Source organism: Pantoea sp. OXWO6B1, from assembly GCF_001641135.1.
In the GTDB taxonomy this organism is placed as follows: domain Bacteria; phylum Pseudomonadota; class Gammaproteobacteria; order Enterobacterales; family Enterobacteriaceae; genus Pantoea; species Pantoea allii.
In genome coordinates, this window is the sequence record NZ_LWLR01000001.1 from 4308229 (window position 1) to 4333107 (window position 24879).

The 24879-nt window shown below is 54.9% G+C and carries 27 protein-coding genes; 10 read left to right on the forward strand and 17 right to left on the reverse strand.

The window, feature by feature from the left end; all coding sequences use genetic code 11:
- Positions 1-48 precede the first annotated feature (48 nt).
- On the forward strand, positions 49-525 hold the full coding sequence (locus A6A26_RS22055; protein WP_063880724.1) for a helix-turn-helix domain-containing protein: 477 nt from the start codon (positions 49-51) through the stop codon (positions 523-525).
- A gap of 42 nt (positions 526-567) precedes the next feature.
- Positions 568-1308: a 2-phosphosulfolactate phosphatase gene (locus A6A26_RS22060; protein WP_063880725.1), complete on the forward strand. Its 741-nt coding sequence runs from the start codon at positions 568-570 to the stop codon at positions 1306-1308.
- Positions 1309-1381: 73 nt separating this feature from the next.
- Here the strand turns inward: A6A26_RS22060 and rpoS are convergent, their stop codons facing one another.
- From rpoS to cysG, 13 genes are all read right to left on the reverse strand, one after another.
- Positions 1382-2374 carry an RNA polymerase sigma factor RpoS gene (gene rpoS, locus A6A26_RS22065; RefSeq protein ID WP_063880726.1) on the reverse strand — a complete coding sequence of 331 codons (993 nt, stop codon included), beginning with the start codon at positions 2372-2374 and terminating at the stop codon, positions 1382-1384.
- Positions 2375-2426: 52 nt separating this feature from the next.
- Complete coding sequence (gene nlpD, locus A6A26_RS22070) at positions 2427-3563, reverse strand: murein hydrolase activator NlpD (protein WP_063880727.1); 1137 nt, start codon at positions 3561-3563, stop codon at positions 2427-2429.
- Between the two features lie 165 nt (positions 3564-3728).
- Positions 3729-4355: a protein-L-isoaspartate(D-aspartate) O-methyltransferase gene (locus tag A6A26_RS22075; RefSeq protein ID WP_063880728.1), complete on the reverse strand. Its 627-nt coding sequence runs from the start codon at positions 4353-4355 to the stop codon at positions 3729-3731.
- Positions 4349-5110 (reverse strand): 5'/3'-nucleotidase SurE, encoded by a 762-nt coding sequence (gene surE / locus A6A26_RS22080; protein WP_063880729.1) that lies wholly within the window; start codon positions 5108-5110, stop codon positions 4349-4351. The genes A6A26_RS22075 and surE overlap by 7 nt, the downstream gene beginning before the upstream one ends.
- 283 nt (positions 5111-5393) lie before the next feature.
- Positions 5394-6434 carry a tRNA pseudouridine(13) synthase TruD gene (truD, locus tag A6A26_RS22085; protein WP_063880730.1) on the reverse strand — a complete coding sequence of 347 codons (1041 nt, stop codon included), beginning with the start codon at positions 6432-6434 and terminating at the stop codon, positions 5394-5396.
- On the reverse strand, positions 6431-6913 hold the full coding sequence (ispF, locus tag A6A26_RS22090; protein ID WP_063881240.1) for a 2-C-methyl-D-erythritol 2,4-cyclodiphosphate synthase: 483 nt from the start codon (positions 6911-6913) through the stop codon (positions 6431-6433). Before ispF ends, truD begins: the two co-directional genes overlap by 4 nt.
- Positions 6913-7629 carry a 2-C-methyl-D-erythritol 4-phosphate cytidylyltransferase gene (ispD, locus tag A6A26_RS22095; RefSeq protein ID WP_063880731.1) on the reverse strand — a complete coding sequence of 239 codons (717 nt, stop codon included), beginning with the start codon at positions 7627-7629 and terminating at the stop codon, positions 6913-6915. Before ispD ends, ispF begins: the two co-directional genes overlap by 1 nt.
- Positions 7630-7632: 3 nt before the next feature.
- Complete coding sequence (gene ftsB / locus A6A26_RS22100; RefSeq protein WP_063881239.1) at positions 7633-7950, reverse strand: cell division protein FtsB; 318 nt, start codon at positions 7948-7950, stop codon at positions 7633-7635.
- A gap of 168 nt (positions 7951-8118) precedes the next feature.
- Positions 8119-8439, reverse strand: a complete 321-nt coding sequence (locus A6A26_RS22105; RefSeq protein ID WP_063880732.1) for a DUF3561 family protein — start codon at positions 8437-8439, stop codon at positions 8119-8121.
- 55 nt (positions 8440-8494) lie between these two features.
- Positions 8495-9100 carry an adenylyl-sulfate kinase gene (cysC, locus tag A6A26_RS22110; RefSeq protein ID WP_063880733.1) on the reverse strand — a complete coding sequence of 202 codons (606 nt, stop codon included), beginning with the start codon at positions 9098-9100 and terminating at the stop codon, positions 8495-8497.
- On the reverse strand, positions 9100-10527 hold the full coding sequence (cysN, locus tag A6A26_RS22115; RefSeq protein WP_063880734.1) for a sulfate adenylyltransferase subunit CysN: 1428 nt from the start codon (positions 10525-10527) through the stop codon (positions 9100-9102). Before cysN ends, cysC begins: the two co-directional genes overlap by 1 nt.
- Positions 10528-10538: 11 nt before the next feature.
- Positions 10539-11447: a sulfate adenylyltransferase subunit CysD gene (cysD, locus tag A6A26_RS22120; protein WP_006120739.1), complete on the reverse strand. Its 909-nt coding sequence runs from the start codon at positions 11445-11447 to the stop codon at positions 10539-10541.
- 11 nt (positions 11448-11458) lie between these two features.
- Positions 11459-12874 (reverse strand): siroheme synthase CysG, encoded by a 1416-nt coding sequence (gene cysG, locus A6A26_RS22125; RefSeq protein WP_063880735.1) that lies wholly within the window; start codon positions 12872-12874, stop codon positions 11459-11461.
- Between the two features lie 253 nt (positions 12875-13127).
- On the opposite strand from cysG, the gene A6A26_RS22130 reads away from it, so the two are divergent.
- Together A6A26_RS22130 and A6A26_RS22135 are read left to right on the forward strand one after the other, a co-directional pair.
- Entirely contained in the window at positions 13128-14138 is a 1011-nt protein-coding gene (locus tag A6A26_RS22130; RefSeq protein ID WP_063880736.1) for an aminopeptidase, read from the forward strand.
- Positions 14139-14147: 9 nt separating this feature from the next.
- A complete protein-coding gene (locus A6A26_RS22135) occupies positions 14148-14432 on the forward strand; it encodes a YciI family protein (RefSeq protein WP_063880737.1) in 285 nt (94 codons plus the stop codon).
- A gap of 50 nt (positions 14433-14482) precedes the next feature.
- Here the strand turns inward: A6A26_RS22135 and A6A26_RS22140 are convergent, their stop codons facing one another.
- Positions 14483-15235 (reverse strand): IclR family transcriptional regulator, encoded by a 753-nt coding sequence (locus tag A6A26_RS22140; protein ID WP_063880738.1) that lies wholly within the window; start codon positions 15233-15235, stop codon positions 14483-14485.
- Between the two features lie 361 nt (positions 15236-15596).
- Between A6A26_RS22140 and A6A26_RS22145 the strand changes: the two genes are divergently transcribed.
- The 6 genes from A6A26_RS22145 (at position 15597) to A6A26_RS22170 (ending at position 20396) form a co-directional block, all read left to right on the forward strand.
- Positions 15597-15989 carry a RidA family protein gene (locus A6A26_RS22145; protein ID WP_063880739.1) on the forward strand — a complete coding sequence of 131 codons (393 nt, stop codon included), beginning with the start codon at positions 15597-15599 and terminating at the stop codon, positions 15987-15989.
- Between the two features lie 126 nt (positions 15990-16115).
- Positions 16116-16955: an ABC transporter substrate-binding protein gene (locus tag A6A26_RS22150; protein WP_063880740.1), complete on the forward strand. Its 840-nt coding sequence runs from the start codon at positions 16116-16118 to the stop codon at positions 16953-16955.
- A 47-nt stretch (positions 16956-17002) separates the two neighbouring features.
- Entirely contained in the window at positions 17003-17740 is a 738-nt protein-coding gene (locus tag A6A26_RS22155; RefSeq protein ID WP_063880741.1) for an amino acid ABC transporter permease, read from the forward strand.
- Complete coding sequence (locus A6A26_RS22160; protein WP_063880742.1) at positions 17737-18381, forward strand: amino acid ABC transporter permease; 645 nt, start codon at positions 17737-17739, stop codon at positions 18379-18381. The genes A6A26_RS22155 and A6A26_RS22160 overlap by 4 nt, the downstream gene beginning before the upstream one ends.
- A complete protein-coding gene (locus tag A6A26_RS22165; protein ID WP_063880743.1) occupies positions 18378-19115 on the forward strand; it encodes an amino acid ABC transporter ATP-binding protein in 738 nt (245 codons plus the stop codon). The genes A6A26_RS22160 and A6A26_RS22165 overlap by 4 nt, the downstream gene beginning before the upstream one ends.
- Before the next feature lie 9 nt (positions 19116-19124).
- The gene (locus tag A6A26_RS22170; protein WP_063880744.1) at positions 19125-20396 is read left to right on the forward strand and encodes an alanine racemase; all 1272 of its coding nucleotides are present in this window, start codon (positions 19125-19127) and stop codon (positions 20394-20396) included.
- 120 nt (positions 20397-20516) lie between these two features.
- On the opposite strand, the gene A6A26_RS22175 is transcribed toward A6A26_RS22170, so the two are convergent.
- Genes A6A26_RS22175 through cysJ form a run of 3 tightly spaced genes read right to left on the reverse strand, consistent with a single transcriptional unit; the run spans position 20517 to position 24768 of the window.
- Positions 20517-21248, reverse strand: coding sequence for a phosphoadenosine phosphosulfate reductase (locus tag A6A26_RS22175; protein ID WP_063880745.1), 732 nt, complete (start codon positions 21246-21248; stop codon positions 20517-20519).
- Entirely contained in the window at positions 21245-22966 is a 1722-nt protein-coding gene (gene cysI, locus A6A26_RS22180) for an assimilatory sulfite reductase (NADPH) hemoprotein subunit (protein ID WP_063880746.1), read from the reverse strand. The genes A6A26_RS22175 and cysI overlap by 4 nt, the downstream gene beginning before the upstream one ends.
- Entirely contained in the window at positions 22966-24768 is a 1803-nt protein-coding gene (gene cysJ, locus A6A26_RS22185; protein ID WP_063880747.1) for an NADPH-dependent assimilatory sulfite reductase flavoprotein subunit, read from the reverse strand. Before cysJ ends, cysI begins: the two co-directional genes overlap by 1 nt.
- Between the last annotated feature and the right edge of the window lie 111 nt (positions 24769-24879).

The window sequence follows — 24879 nt, forward strand, 5'->3', positions numbered from 1 at the left end:
TCCCGGCGATGCTTCTTACCGATTGTTCACTCTTTCGGAGACTGCACTATGCCTAACCTGAATAAAGTCAGAGAGTATCGTCTTGCCCGCGCCTGGTCACAGGAACAACTGGCCGAAATGGCCGGACTCAGCACCCGAACCGTGCAGCGTATTGAAAACGGTGAGCAACCCAGCCTGGAAACGCTAAGCGCGTTGGCCGCCGTCTTTGAAATCAAGGTCACCGACCTGACGGCAGAAACCCACGTAGAAAGTAGCCAGGCGCTAGATGATCACATTTCTGATGCCCGCCTGCAGCTGGCACTCGAAACTCAGTTCTTTCGTTCACTGCTCACCGCGGTCGTGGTGTGCCTCATGCTGTATTGCCTCAACCGCGTCACCGAACCCGGTAGTAACTGGTCGCTCTGGGTCGCCGTCATCTGGGGAAGCGTGCTCGTGATAAGAGCGCTGCGCCTGTTTGTTTTCAAACAGTGGATCAACCGCTGGCAGCAAAAGCGCCTGCAAAAAATATTACGTAAACAGGACTAGCCCGACCGGTCAGCCCCGTTCTGACAACCTGGAGGAACACCCATGCACTGGTACAGTCAGCAGGCATATAACATCCGTCTGGAATGGGGCATTCCCGCCGTTGAGCATCTCGCCGGAGAAGTGGATGCCGTGGTGATTATTGATGTGATGTCCTTTTCTACCTGCGTCAGCCTGGCGGTTGAAAATGGCGCTCGCGTTTATCCCTATCCCTGGAAAGATCACTCAGTTACCCACTATGCGCTGTCGGTGGGGGCAATCGCGGCAAACAGTGACCGACGATTCAGTGGAGAAGGCTACAGCCTGTCGCCCCATACCTTGCTGCATGTCCGCAAAGGTGAAAAGCTGGTGCTTCCCTCCCCTAATGGCTCCGCAGCCTGCTTCAGGGCAAGAGAATGGGGCGTGCCGATCTTTACGGGCTGCTTCAGGAATCTGTCCGCAACGGCGGCTGCCTGCCGCCTGTTCGAACGTCTTCTGATTGTGCCTTGTGGTGAACGCTGGCCGGATGGCAGCCTTCGTCCCTGCATTGAAGATTATGTTGCAGCTGGCGGCATCATTGCCGCGCTGGGCCGTAGCGGACTGTCACCTGAGGCGGAAACCGCCGTCGCGGCATGGCAATATCATCAGGCAACTAACGTTGCATCGCTGCACGACTGTTCATCGGCGAAGAAGTTGATTCAGAGAGGTTTTGTGGACGATGTGACACTTTGCCTGGCGCTGGATACCGCCACACAGGCATGTTATCTCACGGGCGATTTTTTTGAGAGCAGACCGTTCTCATCTTGATGGAACGGAGAGAACAGGTAAAAAAAAAGCGATGGGGTTAGCCATCGCTTTCTGTTGACGTGCAAAGTTCTGTTTACTCACGGAACAATGCTTCAATGCTGAGGCCCTGACCTTGCAGGATTTCACGCAGACGGCGTAAACCTTCAACCTGAATCTGGCGCACACGCTCGCGAGTTAAACCGATTTCACGGCCAACATCTTCAAGCGTTGCCGCTTCATAGCCTAACAGGCCGAAACGACGAGCCAACACTTCGCGCTGCTTGGCATTCAGTTCGAACAGCCATTTAACGATACTTTGCTTCATATCGTCGTCCTGAGTGGTATCTTCTGGTCCGTTGTCTTTTTCATCGGCCAGGATATCCAACAGCGCTTTCTCGGAATCACCACCTAATGGTGTATCAACCGAGGTAATACGTTCATTGAGACGCAACATACGGCTGACGTCATCAACGGGCTTATCCAGTTGTTCTGCAATCTCTTCCGCACTCGGCTCATGGTCGAGCTTATGAGAAAGTTCACGCGCAGTACGCAGATAAACGTTCAATTCTTTAACAATGTGAATTGGCAGACGAATTGTACGGGTCTGGTTCATGATTGCCCGTTCAATGGTCTGACGAATCCACCAGGTGGCATACGTTGAGAAGCGGAATCCGCGTTCCGGATCAAACTTCTCAACGGCGCGAATCAGGCCGAGGTTACCTTCTTCAATCAGGTCCAGCAGAGCCAGACCGCGATTGCTGTAACGTCGGGCAATCTTCACCACCAGGCGTAAGTTACTTTCGATCATGCGGCGACGAGAAGGAATATCACCTCGTAATGCGCGGCGAGCAAAGAGAACTTCTTCCTCAGCCGTCAGCAATGGAGAATAGCCAATCTCCCCAAGATAGAGTTGAGTAGCATCGAGTACACGTTGCGTCGCACCCTGCGCCAGCAACTCTTCTTCAGCTACTTCATTGTCGCCAGATTCATTTTCGACGAGAGCCTTCTCATCAAAAATTTCTGCTCCATTCTCTTCGAATTCCGCGTTCTCATGTAACTCGTTTACTTTCAGCGTATTCTGGCTCATTAAGTGGCTCCTACCCGTGATTCCAGGGCAGATTCCTGAGGACTCTGCCGGATTATCGCTGCGGCAAATAACGCAACGGGTTTACGGATTTCCCCTTGTAACGAATTTCAAAGTGTAATCTAACTGAACTGGTTCCGGTGCTACCCATGGTAGCGATTTTTTGCCCAGCCTTAACTTCCTGTTGTTCCCGGACCAGCATTGTATCGTTATGGGCGTAGGCACTCAGGTAATCATCATTATGTTTGATGATGATTAAATTACCGTAACCGCGAAGCGCGTTGCCTGCGTACACCACCCTTCCTGAAGCAGTGGCCACGATTGGCTGTCCGCGCGAACCTGAGATATCGATCCCTTTATTGCCACCTTCTGCGGCAGAGAAGTTATCGATGATCTTCCCTTCGGTCGGCCAACGCCAGCTTCCTACAGGTGTAGAGCTGTCAGTTGTGCTGCTAACCGTCGGCGGTGCGGTAACGGCTGGAGCTGTCGTCGATGCAACATTTGCTCCCTTCGATGGCAACAATTTACTGCCATTCGAGTTACCCGAATCATCAGAATACGTAATAACAGGCTGCTGTGCAACAGGGGCCTGTTTTATTTGTGGTGCGCTGACGACACCGCTCTGCGTTGCATCTGCCGCGGTGATGGCATTGCCGCCGGTAATCGGCTGGCCTGAGCCATTGTCAACCTGCAACGTCTGCCCAACATTCAGGCTGTAAGGCGCCTGGACGTTGTTACGCTGCGCCAAATCGCGGAAGTCGTTTCCGGTAATCCAGGCAATATAGAACAGCGTATCGCCACGTTTTACGGTGTAGGTCTGACCAGAATAGCTACCTTTAGGAATATTCTGATAACTCCTGTTGTACACAATTCGTCCGTTTTCGGTTTGCACATTACTGTTACTGGCGCCCACATTACTATTACTGGTACTAATGATTCCGGAATTGTTCTGTGGCAACGGCGTGCTTCGACTTAACATTCCGCCCTGCGGTGGCACTGAGGGCACACCGCCAGCCGCTGGCGCAGTGCCAGAACTCGCCATATTACTATTATCATTAACGCTGTTACTGTCCCCGATATTGCTTATCGGAGCCTGGGTATTATCGCCTGAACTACAGCCTGCCAGCCAAAAACTCACCAGTGAAAGCGCCGCCAAACGGCGTAACTGAAAAATTGTGCTTCCCGTGCTCATTAATCCCCCGTGGTGGCAACCTTTAAAAAACTGACTTATTCGTCTCACCAGCACAATACACTGTGCGGCACGTTATACGCTGGATTTTCGTTGAATGAACCGGATAGTAGCAATATCAACTACCTGATTCCATGAAACAGTTATGAAGAAATGCTAACAAGACAATCAGGCCAGATCGCCCTGAACTAATGGGACGAAACGAACCGGCTCAATGGTTTCTTCTGTAATCTCACTACCACGGCGGCGCAGACGCTTTAAGACCTGCTGCTCCTCGCCGACGGGCAGCACCATAATGCCGCCCTCTGCCAGCTGTGCTATCAGCGCAATCGGAATCTCAGGCGGCGCAGCAGTGACAATAATCGCATCAAAAGGCCCACGAGCCGGCCAGCCCTGCCAGCCATCACCGTGTCGGGTGGACACATTATGCAAATCAAGCTGTTTCAGACGACGTTTGGCCTGCCACTGAAGGCCTTTGATGCGTTCTACCGAGTAAACATGTTCGACCAGATGAGCGAGGATGGCGGTCTGATAACCGGAGCCGGTGCCAATCTCCAGCACGCGTGAGCGCTCGTTGAGTTCCAGCAACGCGGTCATACGCGCGACCATATAGGGCTGAGAGATGGTTTGCCCGGACCCAATCGGCAGCGCCATATTGTCCCAGGCTTTATGTTCGAAGGCTTCATCAATAAAGCGTTCGCGCGGTACATCGGCAATCGCCTTTAACAGGTGTTCATCTTCAATGCCCTGTCGACGCAGCTGTGACAGCAATGTCTCGATACGCCGACTCACCATGCCAGATTTACCTCAGCTTTATCGAGCCAACTGCTGAGAACGTCCTGCGCATTGTGAGCAGTAAGATCAACATGGAGAGCGGTCACTGACACATAGCCTTCATCCACCGCGGCAAAGTCCGTGTCGGGGCCGGCATCCAGTTTTTCACCGGGCGGGCCAATCCAGTAGAGGGGATTACCGCGTGGATCGGTCTGTGCAATCACCTGATCGGCGGGATGACGGCTGCCGCAGCGCGTCACGCGAATCCCTTTTATTTCCGCCAACGGCAGGTCAGGCACGTTGATATTCAGTATACGTCCGGTGCGCAAGGGCTGTTGCGTCAGCGCTTTAAGAATCGCACAGGTTACCGCCGCGGCGGTGGCGTAGTGCTGATGACCATGTAGCGATACCGCCACGGCAGGTAATCCAAGATGACGGCCTTCCATTGCGGCCGCCACCGTACCGGAATAGATGACATCATCCCCCAGATTGGGGCCAGCATTAATGCCCGACACCACAATGTCTGGCCGGGGTTGCATCAGCGCGTTTACACCCAAATAGACACAATCGGTGGGCGTGCCCATCTGCACCGCGATATCCCCATTTTCATGGGTAAAAGTGCGCAATGGGGTTTCCAGCGTCAATGAGTTAGAGGCACCGCTGCGATTGCGATCCGGTGCCACGACCTGCACCTCGGCAAATTGACGCAAAGCCTTTGCCAGCGTCTGAATACCAGGCGCATGGATACCATCATCGTTGCTGAGCAATATCCGCATTTAATTCTGACCTTTTCTGTTCAACCAGGCCGCCGTTATATGGACCTGTTTTGAGGCATGGCAACAAGTTAAGAGTGGACAGCGACTGTTGCATTCTAGCGGTGAGCGAGAGGAAGTGGTAGGCGAAAATAAACGAGTGGGCAGGAAAAGGGCAGGTACTTGCCGATATCGAAACGATTCAGGGCGACGACATGCACAGATGAGGCAGCCAACGGGCCGGGAAAAACCACCAGAAGCAGGCCATGCGGCTTCCCCTGTGGTGAGGGACAAGGGAAGCAGCGGCTTATTCGTCAAGCATTTCAAGAGACTCGGTGCTGTTTAACAGCTCTCTGACGACACTGGTGGCAAAGCTGCCTGCGGGCAGCCAAAATTGCATCTCCAGCGTGGCATCATCCTGCCAGCACCAGCGCAGGTCGCGTGGCACAACCAGCATGGCACGCCGTCCGGCATCTACGCGCTCGCGCTCAAGCAGACCTCGCAGCTCGCCGGCATCGGCCAGGCACTGCTGCTCAAACGCCAGCGCATCGGCCTGCGGGCCGGGATCGCCCTGCCCCGGTAACGGGGCCGTAATACGAAGCGCATGCTGATTCACCCGCGCCTGCAGCTCAGCCAGCTCTTCCGGCTGTGCGACGAACCAACTGCCACGACCGGCAAGTTGCAGAGCATCCCCGTTCATCACCTGAGTCAGTCCACCCTGCTGCTGCAAACGCATGCTGGTGACCTGATTAAACAACGCACTGCGCGCCGCAGAAAGCATCAGGCCGCGCTTGTTGCGATCGCGAATCTGAATCTCGTTGCGCGCCAGCCTGACCGCCGTCACCAGGTTGTTGCCATTGCGACCAAAGCGTTGCTCGCCAAAATAGTTGGGTACGCCGCTGTCGCGAAGGCGCACCAGGCGCGCGTCTGTTTCCTCGCGATGGCTGACCTGGCGAATCACCAGCCGGAAGGCGTTTCCCGCCAGCGCGCCAATGCGAAGCTTGCGTTTATGACGCACGACCTCAAGGATTTCCACGCCTTCCAACGCAAAACCCGCCAGCACAGGCATGGCATTGCCGGGAACGCGAAAGCACAGCGTCTGTTCGGTGACCGCATGACGATCTTTCATACCTGCATAGCTCAGATCGCGAACGTTCACTTTCATAAATTTCGCCAGCGCTTCGGCAACAAAACGGGTGTTAGCACCGCTTTTGCGGATACGCACCAGCACATGTTCACCGTCGCCATCAGGCTGATAGCCCAAATCCTCCACGACCACGAAATCGTCCGCTGTCGCTTTGATCACGCCCGTCGCTGTAGGCTTGCCATAAAGGTAATGCAGCGTCATGCCGGTTCCGCTTTCAGCAGTAGCGCGACCGCTTCACAGGCAATGCCTTCACCCCGGCCGGTAAAACCCAGTTTCTCCGTGGTGGTAGCTTTGACGTTGACCTGGTCCATATGGCAACCCAGATCTTCGGCAATATTAATGCGCATTTGCGGTACGTGCGGCAGCATCTTAGGTGCCTGGGCAATCAGGGTGACGTCGACATTGCCAATACAGTAGCCTTTGGCCTCAATACGGCGCCAGGCTTCCCGCAGCAGTCCGCGACTGTCCGCGCCTTTAAACGCCGGATCGGTATCCGGAAACAGCTTACCAATGTCGCCCATGGCCACCGCGCCCAACAGCGCATCGGTGAGGGCATGCAGCGCTACATCGCCATCAGAATGGGCGATAAAACCATACTCAAATGGGATTCGCACACCGCCAATCACCAGCGGACCTTCTCCACCGAAGGCATGAACGTCAAAACCGTGACCGATACGCATCATGTGCTCTCCTTTGACTGAATCTGACTAAGATAAAAAGCCGCCAGGGCTAAGTCTTCCGGGCGGGTAACTTTGATGTTATCGCTACGACCTGTTACCAGCTCAGGATGGTAGCCACAGTACTCCAGCGCGGAGGCTTCATCGGTGATGGTCGCCCCTTCGTTCAGGGCTCGCGTCAGGCTGGCGGTAAGTAAGGCCCGGGGAAAGAACTGGGGCGTTAACGCGTGCCACAGGTTGTCGCGATCGACAGTGTGCGCAATCGCCGCCTTACCGGGTTCCCCGCGTTTCATGGTGTCACAGACCGGGGCAGCCAGAATGCCGCCCGTTTTGCTGGTCTCCCGTAACCGCAGCAGGCGCTGTAAGTCATCAGGATGCAGGCAAGGTCGCGCAGCATCATGGACCAGCACCCAGCCGGCACCTTGCGCAGCCTGAAGGCCAGCCAGTACCGATTCAGCACGCGTATCGCCCCCGGTCACGCGAATCACGCGCGGATCGCTTGCCAGAGGCAAAGTGGCAAAATGCCGATCGTCAGGGCTTAAGGCGACAATAACCTGCATGACAGCAGGATGGGAAAACAGGCGGGCAATGCTGTGTTCCAGAAGTGTGTGCTGACCAATCGTCAGATACTGTTTCGGACAGGTTGCCTGCATGCGGCTGCCGATACCGGCAGCGGGCACAACGGCAATCACATCCGCAGAGTGGGACTGATTGTTCATGTTTTATCGTTGTTGGTTTTGCGCAGCTTGTTGCGCGTTGCGTTTGTTCTGGTCAGGTACCAGACGATAGAAGGTTTCACCCGGCTTAATCATGCCTAATTCGCTGCGTGCGCGTTCCTCAATCGCTTCAGAGCCGCCATTGAGATCGTCAATTTCAGCAAAGAGTTGATCGTTACGCATTTTCAATTTGGCGTTATTCGCCTTTTGTACCGCAACGTCGTCGTCGACGCGCGAAAAGTCATGGATGCCATTCTTACCCAGCCACAATGAATATTGCAGCCAACCTAACAGCACCAACAGCAGTAACGTCAGTTTTCCCATCCCGCCCCCTAAAAACGGCCCAATCATCCCATAACTTTACTCAGGACTCCACACTGGCAGTAAAAATGCCGTGTAATGCCGTTCACGCAGGCAAAAAAGGGAAGAAAAGATCGGGCGCAACGCAGGAAAACTTTTGTAACCTGCTGCTGCGTTTAGACATCAGTCTGGCTACCAGCGAGACAGAAACAGGAACAGTAACCAGAACTGACAAGCGACGGCAACGACGCATATCAGAGAGGTCCAGAGCAACTGCCCACGCAGCCATGTATTCAATACCATGCCTGTCAGGACAGAAACCGGAAACAGCGCCAGGAAAAATGGCCAGGTGTAGAGAAAGAAAAACAGGGTGCTTGAGCCGTACAACAGGAAAGGTATGGCAAGCGCACACCAGTAACATACAAAGCCAATGACGCCGCCCGGAAGGACAGAGCGAGGCTCATCCGGTGTGCCGTGGTCTTTGCGTGCCAGCATGGGAGTAATATTCTGCATAAATATCCTGTCAACGCGAAGGCGGCAAAACGATAGGCGCTTTGCCGCTGTCTGTTCAGGAACTGATAATATCGCGCTGACGCAGCAGATCTAACAATTGGGCCGTCAGTTTTGTAACCAATTGTTCCCCATTAAGCGAGATTTCTGGCTGGTCCGGCGCTTCATAAACGCTATCTATACCGGTGAAATTTTGTAGTTCACCTGCCCGGGCCTTTTTGTATAACCCTTTAGGATCTCGCGCTTCACAGACCGCCAGCGGCGTATCAACGTAAACCTCGATAAACCGGCCGCTGTCCAGCAGATCGCGCACCATTTGGCGCTCGGCACGATGAGGCGAGATAAACGCGGTAAGAACCACTAAACCCGCATCCACCATCAGTTTAGCCACCTCACCAACACGGCGGATATTCTCTTTGCGGTGCTCATCGCTAAAGCCCAGGTCGCGACACAGTCCGTGACGAACATTATCCCCGTCCAGCAGATAGGTGCTGACACCGAGGCGGTGAAGCGCCTGTTCCAGCGCCCCCGCTACGGTCGATTTCCCTGACCCCGACAGGCCGGTAAACCACAGCACCACGCCCTGATGGCCGTGCTGCTGTTCACGCGCCTGGCGCGTCACCGGATGGTCATGCCACACGACGTTTTCATCATGCTGGGCCATTACTGACCGCCCAAAAGATCGCGCGCATTCCAGTGTGGGAAGTGGCGACGCACCAGCGCATTAAGTTCAAGTTCGAACGCGCTGAATTCGCCGTTTTGCTGCGGCCGATCGCTCAGTGGCTCATTGATCAGCCCGGCACCCACGGTAACGTTACTGAGGCGATCGATAATGATCATGCCGCCGGTCACGGGGTTTTGCTGATAGCTGTCGAGCACCAGCGGTTCATCAAACGTAAACTCAGCCAGACCAATCCCGTTCAGTGGCAGGCTGTCCACCTGGCGTTTCTCCAGTGAATTAATCTCAACCTGATGAATGACCTTTTCTACTCGCCCACGGGCTTTCTTGCCGGCAATTTTAACATCGTAGCTCTGACCGGCCTGAAGCGGCTGCTCAGCCATCCAGACGACATCCACTGTGGCGGACTGAACGGCACGCAGCTCAGCGCTGGCGTCCACTAACAGATCGCCACGACTGATATCAATTTCGTCGTTCAGGACAAGAGTAATGGCTTCTCCGGCACCGGCTTCCTGCAGATCGCCGTCAAAGGTTACGATGCGGGCGATGGTGGATTCGACGCCAGAAGGCAGCACTTTAACCTGTTGCCCCACTTTCACCACACCGGATGCCAGCGTACCGGCATAACCCCGGAAATCGAGATTAGGGCGATTCACATACTGCACCGGGAAGCGCATCGGTTGGTTAGCCACCACCGCGTTTAACTCCACGGTTTCCAGCACATCAAGCAACGTCGGACCGCTGTACCATGGCATGCTCTGGCTCTGCGACGCGACGTTTTCGCCTTCCAGCGCCGACATCGGCACAAAGCGAATATCCAGGTCTTCAGGCAATTGCCCGGCAAAGTCGAGGTAATCCTGCTTGATCTGCTCATACACAGCCTGCTGATAATCCACCAGGTCCATTTTATTGATTGCCACGACCAGGTGTTTAATCCCCAGCAGCGTCGAAATAAAACTGTGTCGACGCGTCTGATCCAGCACGCCTTTACGGGCATCAATTAACAGGATCGCCAGATCACAGGTCGATGCGCCCGTGGCCATATTTCGGGTGTACTGCTCGTGCCCCGGCGTGTCGGCAATAATGAACTTACGCTTTTCGGTAGAGAAATAGCGGTAAGCCACATCAATGGTAATGCCCTGCTCGCGCTCGGCCTGTAAACCATCGACCAGCAGTGCCAGATCCAGTTTCTCGCCCTGCGTACCATGGCGTTTGCTGTCGCTCTGTAACGAAGACAGCTGATCTTCATAAATCTGGCGGGTGTCATGCAGCAGGCGGCCAATCAGCGTACTTTTGCCGTCGTCCACGCTGCCGCAGGTCAGAAAACGCAGCAGGCTTTTATGTTGTTGTGCGGTCAGCCAGGCTTCAACGCCGCCCTGTTCGGCAATCTGTTGTGCAATTACGGTATTCATCTGGCGTCTCCTTAGAAATAACCCTGACGTTTTTTCAGTTCCATCGAACCGGACTGATCGCGGTCAATCACACGGCCCTGACGCTCGCTGGTGGTAGAAACCAGCATCTCTTCAATAATCTCAGGCAAGGTTTGCGCTTCAGATTCCACCGCGCCAGTCAGCGGCCAGCACCCAAGGGTACGGAAACGGACCATACGCTGTTTAATGACTTCACCTGGCTGGAGGTTGATACGATCGTCATCGATCATCATCAGCATGCCATCACGTTCCAGCACGGGGCGCGGCGCAGCAAGATAGAGCGGCACAATCTCAATGTTTTCCAGGAAGATGTACTGCCAGATATCCAGCTCGGTCCAGTTAGACAGGGGGAAGACGCGGATGCTCTCGCCCTTGTTAATCTGACCGTTATAGTTGTGCCACAACTCCGGACGCTGGTTTTTTGGGTCCCAGCGGTGAAAACGGTCACGGAAAGAGTAAATACGCTCTTTAGCACGTGACTTCTCTTCGTCACGACGTGCGCCGCCAAAAGCCGCATCAAAACCGTACTTATTCAGCGCCTGCTTCAGGCCTTCGGTTTTCATGATGTCAGTGTGTTTGGCACTGCCGTGCACAAAGGGATTAATCCCCATCGCCACGCCTTCCGGGTTGCGATGCACCAGCAGTTCGGCGCCCATGGCTTTCACCGTGCGATCGCGGAACTCGTACATTTCACGAAACTTCCAGCCGGTATCGACATGCAGTAACGGGAACGGCAGCGTGCCCGGGTAGAAGGCTTTACGCGCCAGATGCAGCATGACTGAAGAATCCTTGCCGATGGAATACATCATGACCGGATTGCCGAATTCGGCTGCCACTTCGCGGATAATATGGATACTCTCCGCCTCCAGTTGACGCAGATGAGTGAGTCGTTTTTGGTCCATCGTTTTTCCTCTCAAGCCAGATTGACAACGGCGGACTCGCGAGCCCCCTGCTGTGCCGAATGCTGAAACCAGGCAAGTTGCCCATGTAAATTAACCACTTCCCCAATCACCAACAGGGCCGGGGAAGGCGCTGACGCTGCCAGCGTCTCAAGATGTTCAAGCGTGCCGGTCAACACCTGTTGGTCAGACCGGGTACCGCGACCAATCACCGCGACCGGCGTTGACGCGGCGCGCCCATGAAGAATGAGCTGTTTGCTGATGTGAGCCGCCTTCACGGCGCCCATATAAATCGCCAGCGTCTGACGCGCACGCGCCAGGGATGGCCAGTCAATATCATCGCTATCCGGACGACAGTGACCGGTAATAAACAGCACGCTCTGCGCATAGTCACGGTGGGTCAGTGGAATACCGGCGTACGCGGTGGCACCGGCCGCAGCCGTGACACCTGGCACAACCTGAAACGGAATACCCGCCTGCTGCGCCGCCTGCAGCTCCTCGCCACCGCGGCCAAAAATAAAGGGATCACCGCCTTTCAGGCGCACCACGCGTTTGCCTTTTTGGGCCAGTTGCACCATCAACTGGTTAATCTCGTCCTGCGGCAGCAGATGCGCGCTGGCACGTTTGCCCACGCAGATACGGTCGGCATCGCGCCGCACCAGATCGAGGACCTCCTCACTGACCAAATGGTCGTAGAGCACCACGTCAGCCAGTTGCATAACCTGTAGACCGCGCAGCGTCAGCAGGCCGCTGTCGCCAGGCCCCGCACCCACCAGAATAATTTCACCCTGTCGGGGTGGCTGATCGCCCAGTTCGCTGTCGAGCGTCTGTTTCGCGGCCTCAACGTCACCTGTTGCCATCTGACTGGCAAAACGGCCGTTAAATATTCTTTCCCAGTAACGACGGCGGTCAGACATACGGCTGAAACGTGCTTTGACCTTGTCACGCCACTGCCCCGCCAGTTCGGCCATTTGGCCCAGATGAGACGGCAACAGCGTTTCGAGTTTCTCGCGGAGCATGCGGGCAAGAACCGGCGCGGTTCCGCTGGAGGAGATAGCCACGACCAGTGGAGAACGATCAACGATAGAAGGGAAGATAAAGCTGCATTTAGGCTGATCATCCACCACATTGACCAGCTTGTGACGGGCATTCGCCTCGTCGTAGACCTGCGCATTCAGCGCATTGTCATCGGTGGCGGCAATAACCAGAAAGACCTTGTCGAGCTGAGCGGGTTCAAAGGAGGTTGCCAGCCATTCAAGCTGTTGCTCATCCAGTAAAGCCTGCAGCTCCGGGCAGAGTTCGCGTGAGGCGATTTGAATGCGCGCGCCAGCACGACGCAGCAGTTCGATCTTGCGCGCCGCGATATCTCCACCGCCAACGACCAGTACGGGTCGGCCTGCGAGATCGGCAAAAAGAGGCAAATAATCCACGTTAACCCTAGTGTTGTTACGATGCGTTATCGCGACTATACGTTCCCTGGTTTATTGAGATGAAATTACGAATTGGAATGAGTTGTTACTGAATGGAATAACGCCCGGCAAAAGCTCAGAACAAAATGTGCTTAGCAAATGATCTTATGGGCCTTTCCGGACGATTCAAATTGTGTAATCACCGTCACAGTTTCATACTATGGGTGAAAAAATATGACCGTCCTTATAGGGAATGAGCCACAAGGAACCCGACATGTCTGCCTTTCTTCGCCTGGCGACGCTGCTTGTTGGCAGCGTTATTTTCAGCGCTCAGGCCGTGACCGACGTCACCGGACACTTTGCTGAACAACAGGTTCGACACATTTCTACTTACTTTCCCGGTCGCATGAGCGGGAGTCCGGCTGAGTTGATGGCGGCCGACTATCTGCAACAGCAGTTCACCGAACTCGGTTTTGCAACCAATACCCGACAGTTTAATACCGGCTACAGCTGGCATGAAAATGACGGCACGTCGCGCTGGCATAAAATCACGGCCACCTCAGTCATCGCCGCGCGTGAAGGCAGCGCACCTCAGGAGATTCTGGTTGTTGCCAGCCTGGATACCTGGATTCCACTCAGCCGCAGCGAAACGACGCGCAGCCTGGGCGGATTGCGTTTGCAGGGCGTTGATGACAACGCATCCGGGCTTGGCGTAATGCTGGAACTGGCAAAACAGCTCAGCCATCAGCCACTTCATTACGGCGTGCGCTTTGTCGCGCTCAGCGCCAGTGAGTCACAGCTGCACGGCATGGACGACTACGTGGCGCGCATGAGTGAGAAAGAGAAAAAGAATACGCTGCTGGTTATCGATCTCAACAGCCTGATTACGGGCGATCATCTCTATTTCAACAGCGGCATCAACACGCCGCGTGCCGTGCGTAAACAGACCAGCGAACGCGCCCTGCTGCTGGCGCGCCGCTATGGCATTTCTGCCGCCAGCCGTCAGATGCAAGAAAAGGATTTTCAGGGCATCAATCCTTTCGATGCGGCAGGGTTTCCCCTGCTGGATGTCACCGCGCGAAACTGGAACCTGGGCAGCAAGGATGGCGAACAGCAGCGCAGCCGTTCCCGGCATTTTCCCGACGGCACCACCTGGCATCAGACCGATCGCGACAATCTCGACTTTTTAGACCACTGGCTACCCGGCCGCATTGGCCTGCGTACCCATGACAGCGTGAAAGTCCTGCTGCCGTTACTGAGTGAGCTAACCAATCCCAAAGTGTGAGGACAGACAATGTATGTGGTGTACCTGAACTATTTTCGGCCGATCGAGGAAGTAGAAGCCCTGCTGGCACCGCACATTACGTGGCTGGATCGCTATTTTAACAGCGGCGTATTTATTGCTGCGGGACGTAAAGATCCCCGCACGGGCGGCATGATAATGGTGAAAGATATTGCGCGCACACGGCTGGATGCGATTCTGGCGGAAGACCCTTTTATCGCTGTTGCCCATTATGAGGTTACAAAGGTCAACGTGACGCGCGCAGCCGATGCGCTTGCGGTGCTGAAAGACCTGTAGCCCTTTTACCCTGAGCCGACAGCCCGGGTTTAACCCCATTGCTCGTCGGTTCAGGTAAAGTCGGACAGCTTCTGACCTGCATTGATCAAGGTTTTCAGCAACATTTGACGCCGTTCTTCGGGTGTATCCCGACTGACCATAAAACAGATGGCTGCCACCGCCAGATCGTTACGGGCACGAATCGGCGCAGCCATACAGCAGGTAAAACTCTCTGACAGCCCTTCCGTCATGGAGTAGCCAAGATGTCCCGCCCGATGAATGTCGGCCAGAAAATCCTGCTTATTTAGCACCTTTCCGTTCGCCAGCCGATAATCCTCTTCCGGGATCAGGGACAGAATTGCCTCATCACTCCAGTTGCTCAGCAGCAAGCGACCGGTGGCCGTCCAGGGAATAGGAATTTTAACGCCAATATCCGAGGTTATCTTGAACGGATGTGCATTGCTCTCTGACAGCACCACCGTATATTTATTGCCTTCCAGCATACACAGCTGCACGGTTTCACCATGCTCGGCAACCATCTCGATCATTAACTGATGCGCCCGACGAATCAGGGGATTGTGCGCGATGTAATCCGCACCGTAGTAGTGCATTTCACGCCCAAAATAGATACTGCCTTCCGAATCGATTTCGACCAGTCCCGCTTCACTCAACAGATTAACCAGTTCATACACGCTTGAGCGGGGCGCGCCTGTCGCCTCGATCAGTTCACGCATCGCCATGGGCTGACGGGCAACGTGTAGCTGACGAAAAATAGCGATCACACGGTCCACGCCGCGCGCTCTGGCGGGTTTATCTTCCTGCATACCCTTCTTCTCCTACCGGGATCGTCACGTTGAGGTTAATTGAATACATCATACACAGCCCACTTTGTTTTACCTACGGGCGTGCACGATAACTGTCGTTTTCTTTTTTCGCTTCATGCTATTTATCGGGGCACTAAAAGAGAGCATGCCATAATTATAAAAAGAGATCCTGATCACTATTTATTTAAAACATTTATCATTAATAACAAATATTCGTGAAGCCGATTGTAAAGCATCAAAATAATCCCCGAGCAGCCTATTGCAAAAAAAATAGCATTGTGCAAATCTCAACCTATCCGGTATTGCAGATTTAATTCCGGTATACCAGACAAGTTGCAGTGATGATGTTAAGGGCATAAGCATGACAATTAAGCGCTATGGCACAGAAGGCGGTGTCGGTACCGGAGGACAGAAACTGCCTTTCGCTCGCGCCGTAGAAGCCGACGGCTGGCTGTATATCTCCGGGCAGACACCGATGACAGGCGGTGAAGTGGTCGAAGGCGGCATCATTGAGCAGACGCGCCTGGCCTTTGAAAACTGTCTGACCATTATGCGGGAAGCGGGATATCAGATTCAGGACGTGGTGCATGTGACGGCGGTGCTGACCGATGCCCGCTACTTTAGCTCATTTAATAAAGTCTTTAGTGAGCTATTCCATGAAAATCCGCCAGCACGCATTTGCAGCGTGCAAGACCTGGTGGTGGATTGCAAAGTCGAAGTCGATATGAGGTGTTTTAATTCAGGCCGGAAATAACCTTCTCTTCATGTATAACAGGTGAAAACGCATTCACCCGTCAGAATAAATTGATAATTAAAAAAAGTCCCATCCACATTATTTATTGATGTTGGTGATACCACACTTTTATTTGAGATAATAAACATGAACACGACTTCACACCAAAAGGTATTGACCCTGCTGTTTCCGGCCTTACTGACGGTTGCCGCTCTTGCCGGTTGTACGCCGACAGAAAAGAAAACGGAAGCCGGTGCCGCGCCGCAGTCTACGCTGCAAACCGTACTGCAGCGTGGCACGTTGCGGGTCGGTGACTGCCTGAGCTTTGCGCCCTTCGGCTTTTACGATAAAGCCGGTAATCCCGACGGCTACGATGTGGATCTGGCAAAATCCTTAGCGAAATCGATGGGCGTAAAACTGGAAGTGGTTAACACCACCAGCGCGAACCGTATTCCTAATCTGCAAACCAATAAAGTGGATGTCGTGTTCTGTAATTTCACGCGTAACCTGGAACGCGCCAAAGAGATTGGTTTCACTCAGCCTTACGTGGTGGCCAGCGAAGCGATGTTGGTCCGCAAAGTAAGCGGGATCAAGTCGGCCCACGATATGGCAGGAAAAACCATTGCTACCGTGAAAGGCTCAACCAACGGTGACGAAGTGCGCAGCATGGGGATCGATGTGAAGATCCAGGAATACGATTCCTCTCAGGCGGCGATCCTGGCCGTTAAGCAGGGGCAGGCCGATGCCATGATTGAAGATAATAACTTCCTTGCCTACCAGGCCAAACTCGACCCCACGCTTGAGGTCACCAACGAAGCGCTGGTTCCGCTGGAATACAACGCGTTCGGTGTGAAGCAAGGGGATCAGGTGTGGACGAACTATCTCAACGAATTCCTGTTTGAAATAAACGCGTCAGGTGAGAACGCTCAGCTCTACCAGAAATGGTTTGGCAGTAAGCCTCGCTATCCGCTGAACCCGCAGTTCTGACAGGCGAGGACGCAGGTCATGCCTGCGTCCTGTTGAGGAGGCTTTCTATGAGCTATCAATGGCTGACACTCTGGCAGTATGCTGACACCTTTCTCGCCGCCACCTGGTTAACGCTTCAGGTGACGCTGCTGGCTTTTATGCTGGCGCTGGTGCTGGGATTGCTGGCCGCACTGGCAAAATCTGCGCCTTTTGCCCCCCTGCGCTGGCTAAGCCACGGCTACGTTGAATTTATTCGTAATACTCCCGTGCTGCTGCAAATTTTTATTGTGTTCTTCGGACTTCCCTCACTGGGCATCACCATGAGTGCCTTTACAGCGGGCGTACTGGCGCTGGGGATTAACGTCGGTGCCTATCTGGCCGAAATCTTTCGCGCCGGTATTCAGTCGGTGCCAAAAGGTCAGCTGGAAGCCGCCTGGATTCTTGGCATCAGTCGCCGCCAGCGGTTTTTAAACGTGGTGATGCCGCAGGCCGCGCGCGCCGTCTGGCCTGCCATTATCAACAATCTGATTCAGTTGCTGTTGGGCACCTCACTGCTGTCAGCCATCGCGCTGCCGGAGCTGACGGGAACCGCCACCGTCATCAATGCGCGTACGCTGCTCTACATCCAGACATTTAGCGTGGTGGCGTTGGTCTATCTGTTTCTCAGCAACCTGTTTTCCTGGCTGGGCAACGTCGTGGAACGCCGTCTGTTTATGCCGCCGCTGGTGGTATCGGTCAAACGGCCCCTCTGGTCGCAGGCGAAAAAAATGTGGTCCCACACGGTTAAACGGGAGCCTGCCCAATGAGCGAACTGATTCTCAGCAGCCTGCCGCTGTTATGGCGTGGTCTGGTTATTACGTTATTGCTGTCGGTGGCCGCCATTGTGGGCAGTACCCTGCTTGGCCTGTTGGCTGCCATTTTGCGCACCAGCCGCCTGCCTGTCGCCCGACAAATTGCCGTGATCTATACCGAGCTGTTTCGCGGCACGCCCGTACTTATTACGCTCATGTTTATCTACTTTGGCGTGGCCTATTTCGGCTATGACATCAACCTGTTTGCCGCGGGCATTTTGGGATTGAGCATTTATCAGGGTGCCTACATTGCCGAGATTTTTCGTGGCGGTATTGAAGCCGTCCCAAAAGGCCAGTGGGAAGTCTCGTGGATACTTGGGCTCTCCAGGCGGCAGACCTTTACCAGCGTGATTCTGCCGCAAACCCGCGGCATCGTTTTACCCCCGCTGGTCGGTCAGTACCTGTCGCTGATTAAAGATACCTCTATTGTCAGCATGATAGGCATGTCAGAGCTGATGCATCAGGGTCAGGCGATCGTCGACCGTATCGGACAACCCGTCGTGGTTTATGGCCTGGTCGCCCTGCTCTATTTCGTTATCTGTTTTCCGCTTTCCCGCTGGGTCCAGCACCAGCAAACCAGGAACCCGTTATCATGAAAAACGCAGCCATTACCCTGAGTCGGATTAGCAAGTCATTTGGCGCGACGCAAGTCCTGAAAGAGATCAGCCTTGATGTCTCGCCCGGAGAGGTACTGGTGCTGATCGGCGCATCCGGTTCCGGTAAAAGTACCGTATTACGGATCATGAGCGGTCTGGAAAAGGCCGACGGCGGAGAGATTTGGGTTAACGGCGTTCCGCTGCATGACCAAAAACGTAATCGTGATATTTGTGGTCAGGTGGGAATGGTGTTTCAGCAGTTCAACCTGTTTCCCCACAAGACGGCGCTCGGTAATGTCACCCTGGCACTGATAAAAGCGCAGAAGCTGTCAACGGCAGAGGCAAACGCACGCGGAATGGCGACGCTGGAACGCGTCGGACTGGCTGACCGCGCCGATCACTATCCTTCTCAGCTCTCCGGTGGTCAGCAACAACGTGTGGCCATCGCGCGTGCGCTGGCGGTACAGCCCAAAATCATGTTCTTTGATGAAGCCACATCCGCTCTCGATCCCGAATTAGTTGGCGAAGTGATGGAGGTGATGCGCGGGCTGGCGCGTGAGGGCATGACCATGGTGGTGGTGACGCACGAAATGGGGTTTGCCCGCAAAACAGCCGATCGCGTTGTTTTTATGGATCAGGGTGTGATTGCTGAGCAAGGCACGCCGGACGACATTTTTGTCCATCCGCAGAATCCGCGCACTCAGCAATTTCTGTCACGCGTTCTTGAGCACTAAGGAGCCGCTATGTCTTTACGTTTCCCGCTAGTCGCAGACGCGAAGCTGGATCGCGCGCAGCCCTCGCCCCGTTTTAAATCGGTTGCTGGCGCGGGCGATGCCCCGCTCGAGGCCGGCACCGCCGTGTTGAGCAGCGGGTCGGTGTTTTCGCCCGTCATGGTGATGAAACAGTCCGCACTGGACAATAACCTGCAGCAGTTGGCGCAATTTTGTCAGGAGAAAGGCGTCATGCTGGCCGCCCATGGCAAAACCTCAATGGCACCAGCGGTCTTACGCCGGGCCGTGACACAGGGCGGTGCCTGGGGGATCAGCGCAGCGACGCCCGCTCAGGTGCGCGCCCTGCGTCATTTTGGTATCCGTAACGTGTTTCTGGCTAACGAATTAGTCGATCCTGCCGGGATTCGCTGGATTGGCGAGTGGCAGCGCCAGCATCCCGATCATGGCTTTCTCTGCTACGTTGACTCACTGGCGGGCATCACATTGCTGGAGCAAAACCTGGGCGATACGGCGATTGCCGTAGTGATTGAAGTGTCCATCCCCGGCGGCAGAACGGGCTGCAGAACCGCCGAGGAGGCGCTGGCCATTGCTGAACGCGTCGCCCAAAGCCGCCATCTTCATCTTGTCGGTGTGGCAGGCTATGAAGGTGCGCTCGGTGCCGCGCGGGACGCCGCTGGCGTGGCATTAGTTCGGCACTACTGCCATGTGATGCTGGAGTGCGCCAGAAGGCTGGCTGAACGCCAGTTGTTCCACAGCGATACGATTCTGCTCAGCGCCGGTGGTGGAGCATGGTTTGATGTGGTGACCGAATGCTTTACCCAGGCCGTCCTGCCGCTGCCGGTTCAGCCCTTAATTCGCTCGGGTGCCTACATGGCACACGATAGCGGGCTTTATGCGCGTATTGCGCCTTTTGCCCAGCCCGGCGCTGACCACCATTTTGCGGCGGCGCTGGAGATCTGGGGACGCGTTCTTTCCCGTCCTGAACCCGGTCTGGCGCTGCTGGATTTCGGCAGACGAGATGTCCCTTTCGATCAGGATTTACCGATCCCCTTGTGGATTCGCCAGGCTGATGGCACCGCGCCGCGATCCGGCACCCATTTGCACATCAGTGAGGTTAACGATCAACATGCCTATTTACGCTTACCCAATGATGAGCCGCTGATGCCAGGCGACTGGGTGGGATGCGGCATTTCTCATCCGTGCACGGCGTTTGATAAATGGCGTTATCTTCCCTTGGTGGATGATGAATACCGGGTGGTGGACAGTGTAGAGACGGCGTTCTGACTGCCACGGACACCTGTGGCTATTGCACGTTTGTCCCTGGGGTTTTGACGTCAGCGGTGGCCCCATCGCAAAACGGGCGACCCATAAGGATCGCCCGTTGATACCGCTACGCCGCGTGCGTTAGCCTTCGTGCAGGCCGCACTCACGTTTCAGGCCAAAGAAGCGCGTTTCTTCTTCTGCCATGCCTGGCTCCCACTTGCGCGTGGTGTGCGTATCGCCTACCGACAAATAACCCTCATCCCACAGCGGATGGTATTTCAGGTTGTGGGTTTGCAGATACTGATGAATCTGACGGTTGTCCCAGTCAATAATCGGCAGCACTTTAAACACGCCGCGCTGCACGCCCAGTACCGGCAGGCTGGCACGGCTGCCTGACTGATCGCGGCGCAGGCCCGCAAACCAGGTTTGTGCGCCCAGCGTTTCCAGCGCCCGGTTCATCGGTTCAACTTTGTTGATCTGGTTGTACTGCTCAATGCCATCAACCCCTTGCTCCCACAGCTTACCGTAGCGAGCCTCTTGCCACGCGGGCGAGGTTTCTGCCCGGAACACCTGCAGATTAAGCTTAAGCTGGTCGGCCAGCTCATCAATAAAGCGGTAGGTTTCTGGAAACAGATAGCCGGTATCGGTGAGGATGACCGGAATATCGGGTTGCACGCGCGTCACCAGATGCAGCGATACCGCAGCCTGAATGCCAAAGCTGGAGGAGAGCACATAGGCACCCGGCAGGTTTTCCAGCGCCCAACTCACCCGCTCTTCTGCGGTGGCTTTTTCCAGTTGAGCGTTTGTCGCGGCCAGCGCCATCGCGCGCTGGACTTTCGACATTTCATTCAGTGCTGCCAGATCGATACTCATTTTGCCTCCTGCCAGAAGTCGCGCGCAGGGTCCAGTACCGGCGTAACGATGCCCGCACGGATAACAAAGTCACCAAAGCCTTCTGCGGCCTCGCGCTCTTTTGCCCAGCGACCTACCAGCTCATCAAGTGTGGCGAGAATGTCACTTTCTGTAATATTTTCGCGATACATACGTGGAATGCGCGTTCCAATACGGTTACCCCCGATGTGCAGGTTGTAACGACCCGGCGCTTTCCCCACCAGGCCCACTTCTGCCAGCATCGCACGCCCACAACCGTTCGGACAACCGGTAACGCGTAACACTATGTGCTCTTCGCCTACGCCATGGTTGTGCATGATCTCTTCGACTTTCGTCACGAAAGACGGAAGGAAACGTTCAGCCTCCGCCATCGCCAGCGGACAGGTTGGAAACGACACACAGGCCATCGAGTTTTCGCGCTGGGCCGTCACGTTTTCCATCAGGCCATGTTCGCGGGCAATCGCTTCAATCTGTGCTTTTTGGCTTTCCGGCACGCCTGCCACAATCAGGTTCTGATTGGCGGTCAGACGGAAATCGCCCTGATGAATGTTGGCGATTTCGGCTACGCCGCTTTTTAACGGACGGCCCGGATAATCCAGCAGACGACCGTTTTCGATAAACAGCGTCAGATGCCACTTGTTATCGATGCCCTTGATCCAGCCAATGCGATCGCCACGAGTCGTAAATTCGTAAGGGCGCGTTGGCGCAAACGTTACGCCAGCGCGTTTTTCGACTTCCGCCTTAAACGTCTCTACGCCCACGCGTTCCAGGGTGTATTTGGTTTTGGCGTTTTTACGATCGGTACGGTTACCCCAGTCACGCTGTGTCGTCACCACGGCCGCCGCCACGTCCAGGATCTTATCCACCGGGAAGTAGCCAAATTCGCTGGCGGTGCGGGCATAGGTGGCTTTGTTACCGTGCTCAATGGACAAACCACCGCCCACCAGCAGGTTAAAGCCGACCAGCTTGCCGTTTTCCGCAATCGCGATGAAGTTCAGATCGTTAGCGTGCAGATCCACATCGTTATGTGGCGGGATCACCACCGTGGTTTTAAACTTACGCGGCAAATAGGTTTCACCCAGGATCGGTTCCTGGTCGGTGGTTGCGACTTTTTCCTGATCCCACCAGATCTCTGCATAGGCGCGGGTTTGCGGCAGCAGATGTTCTGACAGTTTTTTTGCCCACTCGTAGGCTTCCTGATGCAACTCAGACTCCACGGGGTTCGAGGTGCACAGAACGTTACGGTTAACGTCGTTCGCGGTCGCCAGCGCATCCAGCCCCACTTCGTGCAGCATCTGGTGCGTTGGCTTCACGTTCTTCTTCAGAATACCGTGAAACTGGAAAGTCTGACGGTTGGTCAAGCGGATGCTGCCGTAAAGGGTTTTATCGGTGGCAAATTTATCGATCGCCAGCCACTGTGTTGGCGTGATAATCCCGCCCGGCAGGCGGCAGCGCAACATCATCGCATGACGAGGCTCAAGCTTTTGCTCCGCACGTTCAGCGCGAATATCGCGGTCATCCTGCTGGTACATGCCGTGAAAACGGATTAGCAGAAAGTTATCGCCGCTGAACCCTCCGGTCAGACCATCATCAAGATCTTCAACGATAGTACCGCGCAGGTAGTTGCTCTCTTTTTTTAATCGCTCAGCGTCAGTCAGTTTGCCTTCAACCACCAGCGGTCCAGGGTATTTTTCAGTCATTAGTAAACGTCTCGCTGATAACGGCGCTCAATGCGCAGCTCACTTAAAAATTCATCAGCCGTTTCACGATCCATAGCACCGTGCTCGACCACCACATCCAGTAATGCCTGCTCTACGTCTTTTGCCATACGGTTGGCATCACCACAGACGTAAAGGTGCGCGCCTTCTTCAATCCAGCGCCACACTTCCGCACCACGGGCGCGGATTTTATCTTGTACGTATATCTTCTCTGCCTGATCGCGCGACCACGCCAGATCGATATGGGTTAACAGGCCATCTTTGACATATTTCTGCCATTCAACCTGATACAGGAAATCATCGGTAAAGTGTGGGTTACCAAAGAATAGCCAGTTTTTACCGCCGGCACCGTCATTATCGCGCTGCTGCATAAAGGCGCGGAACGGGGCAATCCCGGTGCCCGGCCCAATCATGATGACCGGCGCATCCGGGTTGGCGGGCAGGCGGAAGTTATCATTGTGTTCGATGAACACGCGCACCTCGCCCTCTTCTTCAATGCGATCCGCCAGCCAGGTGGACGCGCCGCCGCCGCGCTGACGTCCTTCAATATCAAAGCGAACGGCACCGACGGTGATATGTACTTCGGTATCGGTTTCGGCCTGAGAAGAGGCAATAGAATAGAGACGCGGCGTTAACGGACGCAGTAAGCCGGATAACTGTTCTGCACTCAGCTGCGCGGGTGCCAGGCGAACCATATCAACAATCGGATAGCGTTGCGCATACTGCTGCAGTTTGGCTTTGTCATCCACCAGCGACAGCAGTTCGTCGTTACGTGCTAAGGCTGCGTACTGCGCCACGATTTGCGCGGTGTTAACCGTTAGCTCAAAATGTTTCTGCAGCGCCTCTGCCAATGGCAGCGTCTGGCCCTGCACCTCAACCGGCTCATCGCCTTTCAACCACACCAGTTCAAGCAACTCGTTAACCAGTGCGGCGTCATTTTCATACCAGACGCCCAGCGCATCACCGGGCTGATAGCGTAATCCTGAATCACCCAGATCGATTTCGATATGACGCACGTCTTTATCCGAATCGCGCCCGGTAATTTTCTGGTTCACCGCCAGGCTGGCACTAAGCGGCTGCTCTTTGGTGTAAGGGCTGGTGAAGACTTCATTCACACTGCCGGCAACGGTGGCCGCACTCTGCGCCGGGGACGCGGTCGGGACGCGTTCTTTCAGTACCGCAGTGATTGCCGTACGCCAGGCGCTGGCCTGCTCAGCATATTCGACATCGGCATCGACCCGGTCCAGCAGGCGCTCAGCGCCCAGCTCAGCCAGGCGGCTGTCAAAATCTTTGCCCGCTTTGCTGAAGAATTCATACGATGTGTCGCCAAGACCAAACACGGCAAAGGCAGCGCCGTCCAGTTTGGGCGCTTTTTTAGACATCAGGAATTTGTGCAGCGCAACGGCCTCTTCCGGCGGTTCGCCTTCGCCCTGGGTCGATGTCACGACGATCAGGATTTTTTCCTGACCAATCTGCTTGAATTTAAAATCGCCCGCGTTGACCAGATTCACGGTCAGTTTTGCCGCCTGCAGGTCATCGCGAAGCTGCTCGGCCACCCGGCGGGCATTACCCGTTTGTGAGGCAGAAAGCAGCGTAATGGCCGGAGCTTCAGCCTGCGCAGGGGCGCTGGCAACCGCCTGACCCGGCGTTTGATTGACCATGCCCCAGAAATAGCCGGAGAGCCAGGCCAGCTGGGTGGTGGAAAAATCTGTCGTTGCTGCCTGTAAACGAGCAAGTTGCTCCGGAGAGAGCGGAAGCATTGAACCTGGTGCCTGAGTCGTCATCGCGATAAAAATTCCAGTAGCAGAAGTCCGAACCGAATAGTAGCGGAAGAGAAGAAAGGGTACAGGGAGCTATATTAACGATTAAATACGCCTTCGACATATCAAATAACC

Coding starts and splice junctions, on each gene's coding strand:
- A6A26_RS22145 (WP_063880739.1), top strand. CDS start 15,597: ATGACAATTAAGCGCTATGGCACAGAAGGCGGTGTCGGTACCGGAGGA.
- A6A26_RS22150 (WP_063880740.1), top strand. CDS start 16,116: ATGAACACGACTTCACACCAAAAGGTATTGACCCTGCTGTTTCCGGCC.
- A6A26_RS22160 (WP_063880742.1), top strand. CDS start 17,737: ATGAGCGAACTGATTCTCAGCAGCCTGCCGCTGTTATGGCGTGGTCTG.
- surE (WP_063880729.1), bottom strand. CDS start 5,110: ATGCGGATATTGCTCAGCAACGATGATGGTATCCATGCGCCTGGTATT.
- A6A26_RS22140 (WP_063880738.1), bottom strand. CDS start 15,235: ATGCAGGAAGATAAACCCGCCAGAGCGCGCGGCGTGGACCGTGTGATC.
- cysD (WP_006120739.1), bottom strand. CDS start 11,447: ATGGACCAAAAACGACTCACTCATCTGCGTCAACTGGAGGCGGAGAGT.
- cysC (WP_063880733.1), bottom strand. CDS start 9,100: ATGGCCCAGCATGATGAAAACGTCGTGTGGCATGACCATCCGGTGACG.
- cysN (WP_063880734.1), bottom strand. CDS start 10,527: ATGAATACCGTAATTGCACAACAGATTGCCGAACAGGGCGGCGTTGAA.
- truD (WP_063880730.1), bottom strand. CDS start 6,434: ATGACGCTGCATTACCTTTATGGCAAGCCTACAGCGACGGGCGTGATC.
- ispD (WP_063880731.1), bottom strand. CDS start 7,629: ATGAACAATCAGTCCCACTCTGCGGATGTGATTGCCGTTGTGCCCGCT.
- A6A26_RS22165 (WP_063880743.1), top strand. CDS start 18,378: ATGAAAAACGCAGCCATTACCCTGAGTCGGATTAGCAAGTCATTTGGC.
- ftsB (WP_063881239.1), bottom strand. CDS start 7,950: ATGGGAAAACTGACGTTACTGCTGTTGGTGCTGTTAGGTTGGCTGCAA.
- A6A26_RS22135 (WP_063880737.1), top strand. CDS start 14,148: ATGTATGTGGTGTACCTGAACTATTTTCGGCCGATCGAGGAAGTAGAA.
- rpoS (WP_063880726.1), bottom strand. CDS start 2,374: ATGAGCCAGAATACGCTGAAAGTAAACGAGTTACATGAGAACGCGGAA.
- A6A26_RS22105 (WP_063880732.1), bottom strand. CDS start 8,439: ATGCAGAATATTACTCCCATGCTGGCACGCAAAGACCACGGCACACCG.
- cysJ (WP_063880747.1), bottom strand. CDS start 24,768: ATGACGACTCAGGCACCAGGTTCAATGCTTCCGCTCTCTCCGGAGCAA.
- cysI (WP_063880746.1), bottom strand. CDS start 22,966: ATGACTGAAAAATACCCTGGACCGCTGGTGGTTGAAGGCAAACTGACT.
- A6A26_RS22075 (WP_063880728.1), bottom strand. CDS start 4,355: ATGGTGAGTCGGCGTATCGAGACATTGCTGTCACAGCTGCGTCGACAG.
- A6A26_RS22155 (WP_063880741.1), top strand. CDS start 17,003: ATGAGCTATCAATGGCTGACACTCTGGCAGTATGCTGACACCTTTCTC.
- A6A26_RS22175 (WP_063880745.1), bottom strand. CDS start 21,248: ATGAGTATCGATCTGGCAGCACTGAATGAAATGTCGAAAGTCCAGCGC.
- A6A26_RS22170 (WP_063880744.1), top strand. CDS start 19,125: ATGTCTTTACGTTTCCCGCTAGTCGCAGACGCGAAGCTGGATCGCGCG.
- A6A26_RS22055 (WP_063880724.1), top strand. CDS start 49: ATGCCTAACCTGAATAAAGTCAGAGAGTATCGTCTTGCCCGCGCCTGG.
- A6A26_RS22060 (WP_063880725.1), top strand. CDS start 568: ATGCACTGGTACAGTCAGCAGGCATATAACATCCGTCTGGAATGGGGC.
- A6A26_RS22130 (WP_063880736.1), top strand. CDS start 13,128: ATGTCTGCCTTTCTTCGCCTGGCGACGCTGCTTGTTGGCAGCGTTATT.
- nlpD (WP_063880727.1), bottom strand. CDS start 3,563: ATGAGCACGGGAAGCACAATTTTTCAGTTACGCCGTTTGGCGGCGCTT.
- ispF (WP_063881240.1), bottom strand. CDS start 6,913: ATGCGTATCGGTCACGGTTTTGACGTTCATGCCTTCGGTGGAGAAGGT.